Consider the following 7208-nt stretch of genomic DNA (forward strand, 5'->3'; position numbering starts at 1 on the left):
TGATACTTACCGCCTCTTTTCATCAATTCTTCATGAGTTCCCGATTCTATAATCTTTCCGTTTTCGACTACGCAAATATAAGTCGCCGTTTTTATAGTCGACAATCTATGAGCGATTACGAAAGTAGTCTGTAAATTAATGATTTCGTTTAAGGCTCTTTGAACATACATTTCGCTTTCCGTATCCAAAGCGCTTGTAGCCTCGTCAAGTATAAGTATAGAAGGCTTTTTCAAAACCGCGCGCGCCAAAGCAATTCGTTGTCTCTGTCCGCCAGAAAGCATTATTCCTCTCGGTCCTATATGAGTGTCGTAGCCGTTCGGAAGTTTTACTATAAACTCGTCCGCATGAGCTATTTGCGCCGCTCTGATTAAATCCTCATCGTTCGCGTTTCTGTTGGCGTATAAAATATTTTCTCTAACCGTTCCGTAAAATAATATATTCTCCTGCGAAACTACTCCTATTTGATTTCTTAAACTTCTCGTATTCAATTCTTCGATATTGATTCCGTCAAATCTTATGACTCCTTCGGTTGGAGAAAATAATTTTGGAAGCAAACTTATAAGCGTAGTTTTTCCTCCGCCAGAATTTCCAACGAAAGCCACGACATCTCCTTTTTTTACGCTCACATTAACGGGTCCCAAATGAAAAGGTTGAGTGTCGCTTCTTTTAGGATATTCAAAATGCACATTTTCAAAAGTTATCGAGCTTTCGATAGGTTTCATTTCTTTTTTGGTTTTATCGTCGACATTTTCCGCTGGCAAATCCATTATTTGAAAAACTCTTTGAGATATTCCTTTAGTCATTTGCAAATTTATAAATATTCCCGATAAATCTCTAACGGGAGAGGAAATATTCAACATATAAAGCAAAAATCCCCATAAAAATTCAAACGGCATCTCTCCGATAAAAATTAAATATCCGCCGTAAGCCAATATGGTAAGCATCGCCACTATCATTACAAGTTCCGTCATCGGTCTATTCAAAGCTTGTAGCAAAGACATTTTTCTAACCAATTTAATATAATCCGCGTAAGCGTTTTTATATCTGTCGACTTCTTCTTCCTCTTTGGAAAATATTTTTATAACTTCTATTCCTCTTATATCTTCTTGCACTACGGAGGTTATATTTCCTAATAAATTCTGTTGAGCCGTCACTCTCGTCTTTATAAGTTTCGATACAAAATTTATTCCAAAAGCTATTAATGGAGCTGCGATAAAACATGCCAATGTAAGTTTAACATTTAAAATTAATAACGCGCATAGAGTCAATATTAAAGTTAGAGGAACGGTTATAAGATTAGGCAAAGTTCCAGATATAAAATTTTCTATAGTCGAAGATTCATTTAAAATCTTGCTTATTATATCTCCTTCTTTTTCCTGTTTATAATAGGCAATATCGGTATTCATTAAACCTCTTAACATATCCGTGCGAACATCCTTTCCTATTTCCTGCGAAGTAAAAGAAAAAAGAAAAGTTTTTATATAATCGAAAGACACTCTAAAAATAACATAGAAAAATCCTATAAATATAATAAAAGCGAATTGAGCTATTATAACGGGATTAACCAAAGAATCCGCCGATAAAAAATGTTCCGCTATCTGTTTTGTGCTTATATTGGAAAGTTCATTAACGAAAGGAATTTTATCCAATATATCGACTCTTTTTCCGCCCGTAATCGCAATAGCCATCTGTCCGAAAAAAGGAGGAAGTATATTTATAATCGTATAAAATATGCTTATTGTGAAAGAAGGTATAAATAATTTCTTATGCCTCATCGCGTAAGATAATATTCTTTTATAAGGATGAGGTTCGACTTTGCCGTAATATTTTTTTAAATGTTCTTCGGTTACCGCGCCGTAATCGAAAGGTTTATTTTCTTTTTTAAAAAATTCTTTTATTTTTTTTATCATTGCAATTATTCCTAATTTATTTGTAAAATTTACATAATCAATTTTATATCTTTATATTAAATATTTCAATATTCGGACAGATTCTCTCCGTATTCGAGTTTTAATTTTCTATCCGCCATATTCGCTATGGAATTTGAATGAGTCACTATTATTAAAGAGGCTTTTGTTTTTTTAGTCATATTCCATAAAAGCTCTCGCACTATTTCGGCGTTTTTTTTATCCAAATTTCCCGTAGGCTCGTCAGCCAAAATCAATTTCGGATTATTTATTAAAGCCCTCGCAATCGCCACTCTCTGCGCTTCTCCGCCCGAAAGTTCTCCAATTCTATGTTCTATTCTGTCTTTTAATCCGACAGTTTCAAGCAGATTTTCCGCTTTTTCTCTTGCAAGTTTTTTATGATATTTAAGCATTAAAGCTGGAATCATTACATTTTCTACGGCGCTAAATTCTCCAAGCAAATTATGAAACTGAAAAACATAACCGAGCGAACTATTTCTAAAATGAGCGAGTTGTCCTTCGTTCATTTTATGAATATTATTTCCGTCAATATTTACTATTCCGTCCGTTATATTGTCGATTCCGCCGATTAGATTTAAAAGAGTCGTTTTACCGCTTCCCGATTCTCCCGTTATCGCTAGTATTTCGTTTTTATATACTTTCAAATTTAGAGATTTAAGAACTTCCACTTTCGGAGGACCGATATAAGTTTTTGAAAGATTTTCTATATTTATCAACGCTTCATTCATACCTTAATACCTCCGCTGGCTTATATTTGCTCGCTATATACGCGGGAATAATGGCGAAAATAACAGAAAGCAAAAATGAAATCGAACCTACCATAATCACTTGATTAATATGTATTATCGAAGGAAGTCCTCCGCTCACATAATAAATATCTGAAGGGAAAAAATCTGGAACAATCGGAACGGTTATCGAAGAGCTTATATGAGAAGGAATAAACCAAATAATATTGACTATAAATTGCGAAACATATCTAATCGCTTCCAAAGTCTCGTTTACATAATTTGCAAGCAGTATTCCGAAAATAACTCCAAATATAGTTCCAATCGCTCCTATAATCGCTCCTTCCAAAAAGAAAACTTGCGCAACATTCGAAGGTTTTAATCCCAAAGTTTTTATTATAGCAATATCTCTTCTTTTATCTTTTACGAAAATTATTTGACTCGAAGCAATATTCAAAGCCGCTATCAATATAATGAATGAAAGTATTAAACCCAACATTAATTTTTCCGTTTGAAGCGCCTGAAAAAAATTTCTGTCGAATAACATCCAAGGCATAACATTATAAAATTCTTTCAAAGCCAAATCCAAATCTCTTGCCACTTTATCCGCGTTAAAAAAATTTCTCACTTTAACGGCGATTCCCGTGACGGCGTTATCGTATCCAACCATAGCCTGTCCAGTTTTCAAAGGAACGATTACCATTCTGCTGTCGTATTCGTAATAACCCGTTTTGTATATTCCTTTTATAGTGAAAGTGTTTTTTTGAGGACGAAATCCTTTTTCAAAACTGCCTGAAGCCGAAACGATATCTATCGTATCTCCAACCGAAAGCGCGTAATCGAAAGCCATTTCCGAACCGATAAGCGCCTCGTTGCTTGCCATAGATTTATTATTTCCTTCTATAAAACTGAAATATTTAATAAAATCTTTATCCGTTGAAAATATATTGTCTTCAAAAGAACGAACGGTTATTAAAGTGGTAAAGCTGTAAGTTCGCATTATGCATGGCAAAACTATATAAGGATATAAACTCGTTATTTCCTTATTGTCTTTTATATTGTCAATTACATAATTATAATCGGTTAGCGGCTGGTCCGAGTAAGCGCTGATATTTATATGCGCCCTCATTCCGAGTATTTTATCTCTTATATCGTCCTGAAAACCGTTCATTACCGATAAAACCGTTATCATTACCATATCGCCGACTAAAATTCCCAATATGCATATTACCGTAATAATCGAAACGAATGAAAATTTCTTTTTAGCCTTTAGGTATCTTATACCGAGCATTAATTCTAATCTCAAAATAGCTCCTTGATTTTTAGTTTTAATTTAGTTTAATATTATATATAAATATAAATTACTATGCAAATATTTTTATCAACTTTTTCCTCTGCATTTTTTACACCAAGATTGATTTCTTATATTTACATCTCCCATATTTCTAAATCCAAAATCGCTTAAAGGTTTTTCTTCTTTGCAATTAGGGCAAATACGAGTTGGCTCTTTTCCATTATAGCCGCTTGATTGTATAATTGGTCTTTTTGAATTTTCTATTTTACTCATTTAATTTCTCCTAAAATAAAAATTAATATAAAAACTATATAAAAAATATTCAATTTTTTAAATAAGTTAATTTAATAGTTTCCCTTTATAATAAGACTAGTTATACATCCTCTTTTGTCGCCTTTGCAATTTATCGCCCTTTTTGAACGGACTTCTATTATTTCAAAGTCTTTATATAATTCTTTTATAAAATCGGTATTTGAATTGCTTTGTAAAACTTTTACTCCTTCAAAATCAAGCGTTTTAAATAATTCGTAAAGTCTTATTTGTTCGTTTGCCAAAAAATTATCGGTATAGCCAACAAAACTTGAAGTTTTATTAAGCGGAAAATAAGGCGGGTCGAAATATATGAAATCGTATTTTCTGGCTTTCAACGATACCGCTTCAAAATCTTTATTCGTTATATTCACATTTTTTAAGGCTTTATTGACGGAAAAAATCAATTCTCTATCGTAGATTTTAGGATTTTTATAACTTCCCATTGGAGTATTAAAATTTCCTTTCGCATTATATCGGCAAAGTCCGTTAAAGCAGGTTTTATTAAGATAAATAAATCTCGCCGCTCGAAAAACTTCGCTTAAAGAATAAAAATTTGCATTCCTATCAAGATTACGAATTCTATAAAAATATTCTTTATTATGATTTATCTTCAAAATTTCCAATTCTTCCAAAAGTTTGTTCGGATTAATTTTTATTTGTTTATAAGCGTTGATTAATTCAAAATTTTTATCGTTAAGATATATTTTTTTAGAATTTAATATTTTATGATTTTTAAGATAAAAAAATAAAGCTCCGCCTCCGACAAAAGGCTCGAAATAAGAATTAAAATTTTTTGGAATAAACGGCATTAAAGAATTTATTAATCCATTTTTTCCGCCCGCCCATTTTACGAAAGGTTTAGCACTAGCACTAAAATTAAATTTTTTTAAATTTGTCATTTATAAAATACTTTCCGCTATGTAATTAACTATTTTCTCTCTAACATTTCTGCCGTAATAATCGAATTGATTTTCTCTGATTTTAATCAAATTTTCTCGGTTGTTTTCCAAAAGAGCGTCTATTTTATCAAAAATATCGTCCGTTGTATCTGCGCTATAACCCAAACCGTTTTGTTGAAGATATATCGGATTTTCTTCTTCCTGCCCGGGCAAAGCTCCCATTGAAATAACGGGAATTAGGCAATTAATCGCTTCTATTATAGCTGTCGGTCCCGCTCTCGTTATCAATATATCGTTTTCTACAAATAACTTCGGCAATTCTTGAGTGTATCCGATTATTGTCGGAGCGTAGCTTTTTGAAGAAAAAAAGTTTGTGGTTTTATCGAAAGTTTTTTTATTTCTTCCGCAAACTATAGTAACTTCGCAATTAAATCTTTCATACAATTTTTTTATTATATAAATAAGCCTTTTATTTTTTTCGGAGTTATTAAGAATCAAAATTTTCAATTTTCCGTTTATATTAGTTTTCTCTCTTATTTTTTCTTTTGAATCCACAGCTGGTTTGAATCCTTCGCGCACGGGAAGTCCGAAAGTCATTATTTTTTCTTTGTCGATTCCATTTTTTATCATATATTCGGAAGCCTCTTTTGAAGGACTTATAATTTTATCAGCTCTATTGTCGAACCAAATTCTCGTGATAGTTATTAAATCGGTGATTATTATGAAAAATTTGATATTCAATTTTTTCTTTTCTATTATATTAAGCAAACTTCCGCTAAACAAAGGATGAACATTTATAATCAAATCAGGTTTATATTCTTTAATAATTTTCAAAAATCTTCTTTTTATGCTGAAAGAATTATTTTTATTTAGAAAATCTTTATTCTTAAAAGAAAATCTAAAAATCTTATTCCATAAATTAGGAAAATATTTTACGCAAGTGTTGTAAAGTCGCTCCGCCGCTATAAATTCCGCTCCGCCCAAAGTGAAACCGTTTATAACCTTGCATTCGATTTTTTCTTTATATAATTTTTCAAACGACTGCATCAAAGCCGTATGAACGCTTTTATGTCCATGTCCCGTATATTCGGAAGATATAATTAATATCTTTTTCATATAAAAACCTTTATCAAAATTTATTATTAAAAATTTTTTATATTATACTTAAACGAAAATCTTTTGTCAATTATGGAATATTTGAACCGCATATAAAACAAAAAATGTATGTCATTCGCCCTGCGTCTCTGTGGAAAGCCATTTGTTATAATAAAAGCGCAATTTCAAAAATAGATTGCCACGCCATCGCTCGCAATGACAACAACTATACGAATTTTAAAACTTGATTTTTTATCAAATGAAATTAAAATTATATTCATGCTCGATTTAAGTAACAATATTTTAAATATCGAAAGAGCCGAATACGAATTGAATAAGGCTTACAAATCTAACCCAACGGCTTGGGTGGAACATTCAAAATATGTAGCGAAAGCCTGCAAAATAATCGCCGAAAAATGCGAAGATTTGGACGAAGAAAAGGCATACATTTACGGACTTTTGCATGATATTGGCAGATATGCTGGAATAACATCCGAAAAACATTTAATAGACGGCTATAAATATTGCATAAATTACGGTTGGGAAAAATTGGCTCAAATTTGCATAAGTCATGCTTTTATGATACAAGATATTGAAACGGCGATTGGAGAATTCGATATGAGCGAAGAAGATTATAATTTCATGAAAGAATTTATAAAAAGCGCAAAATATGACGATTACGATTTGCTTGTTCAATTATGCGATTCGCTTGCCATGACAAACGGATTTTGTATTTTGGAAAAAAGATTTATCGATGTGGCGATAAGATACGGAACTTTTAAACATAGTTCTTTAAGATGGAAAAAGATATTCGATATAAAGAAATATTTTGAAAATAAAATAGGAATTTCGATTTATAAATTGCTTCCAAATATAACGGAAAGCATATTTTATTAAAATTAAATTTTTTCTAATTAATAAATATACAAATTTTCTAATTTATCAAAGAAACGGT

Annotated in this window: 7 protein-coding genes; 1 reads left to right on the forward strand and 6 read right to left on the reverse strand. The window is 31.5% G+C overall.

The window, feature by feature from the left end:
• The 6 genes from EZH24_RS04835 to EZH24_RS04860 form a co-directional block, all read right to left on the reverse strand.
• A partial coding sequence (locus EZH24_RS04835; RefSeq protein WP_137997991.1) for an ABC transporter ATP-binding protein occupies positions 1 to 1910 on the reverse strand: 1910 nt, incomplete at its 3' end.
• Between the two features lie 65 nt (positions 1911 to 1975).
• On the reverse strand, positions 1976 to 2656 hold the full coding sequence (locus EZH24_RS04840; RefSeq protein ID WP_137997992.1) for an ABC transporter ATP-binding protein: 681 nt from the start codon (positions 2654 to 2656) through the stop codon (positions 1976 to 1978).
• Entirely contained in the window at positions 2649 to 3944 is a 1296-nt protein-coding gene (locus tag EZH24_RS04845) for an ABC transporter permease (protein ID WP_137997996.1), read from the reverse strand. The genes EZH24_RS04840 and EZH24_RS04845 overlap by 8 nt, the downstream gene beginning before the upstream one ends.
• 90 nt (positions 3945 to 4034) lie before the next feature.
• Entirely contained in the window at positions 4035 to 4220 is a 186-nt protein-coding gene (locus tag EZH24_RS04850) for a hypothetical protein (RefSeq protein WP_137997993.1), read from the reverse strand.
• 71 nt (positions 4221 to 4291) lie between these two features.
• Complete coding sequence (locus EZH24_RS04855) at positions 4292 to 5158, reverse strand: DNA adenine methylase (protein WP_137997994.1); 867 nt, start codon at positions 5156 to 5158, stop codon at positions 4292 to 4294.
• Complete coding sequence (locus EZH24_RS04860) at positions 5159 to 6274, reverse strand: MGDG synthase family glycosyltransferase (RefSeq protein ID WP_137997995.1); 1116 nt, start codon at positions 6272 to 6274, stop codon at positions 5159 to 5161.
• 258 nt (positions 6275 to 6532) lie between these two features.
• Here EZH24_RS04860 and EZH24_RS04865 point away from each other — a divergent pair, with 258 nt between their 5' ends.
• On the forward strand, positions 6533 to 7150 hold the full coding sequence (locus EZH24_RS04865) for an HD domain-containing protein (protein WP_137997997.1): 618 nt from the start codon (positions 6533 to 6535) through the stop codon (positions 7148 to 7150).
• Positions 7151 to 7208: the final 58 nt, after the last annotated feature.

Origin of the sequence: Brachyspira catarrhinii (assembly GCF_005518285.1) — a bacterium.
Lineage (GTDB): Bacteria > Spirochaetota > Brachyspiria > Brachyspirales > Brachyspiraceae > Brachyspira > Brachyspira catarrhinii.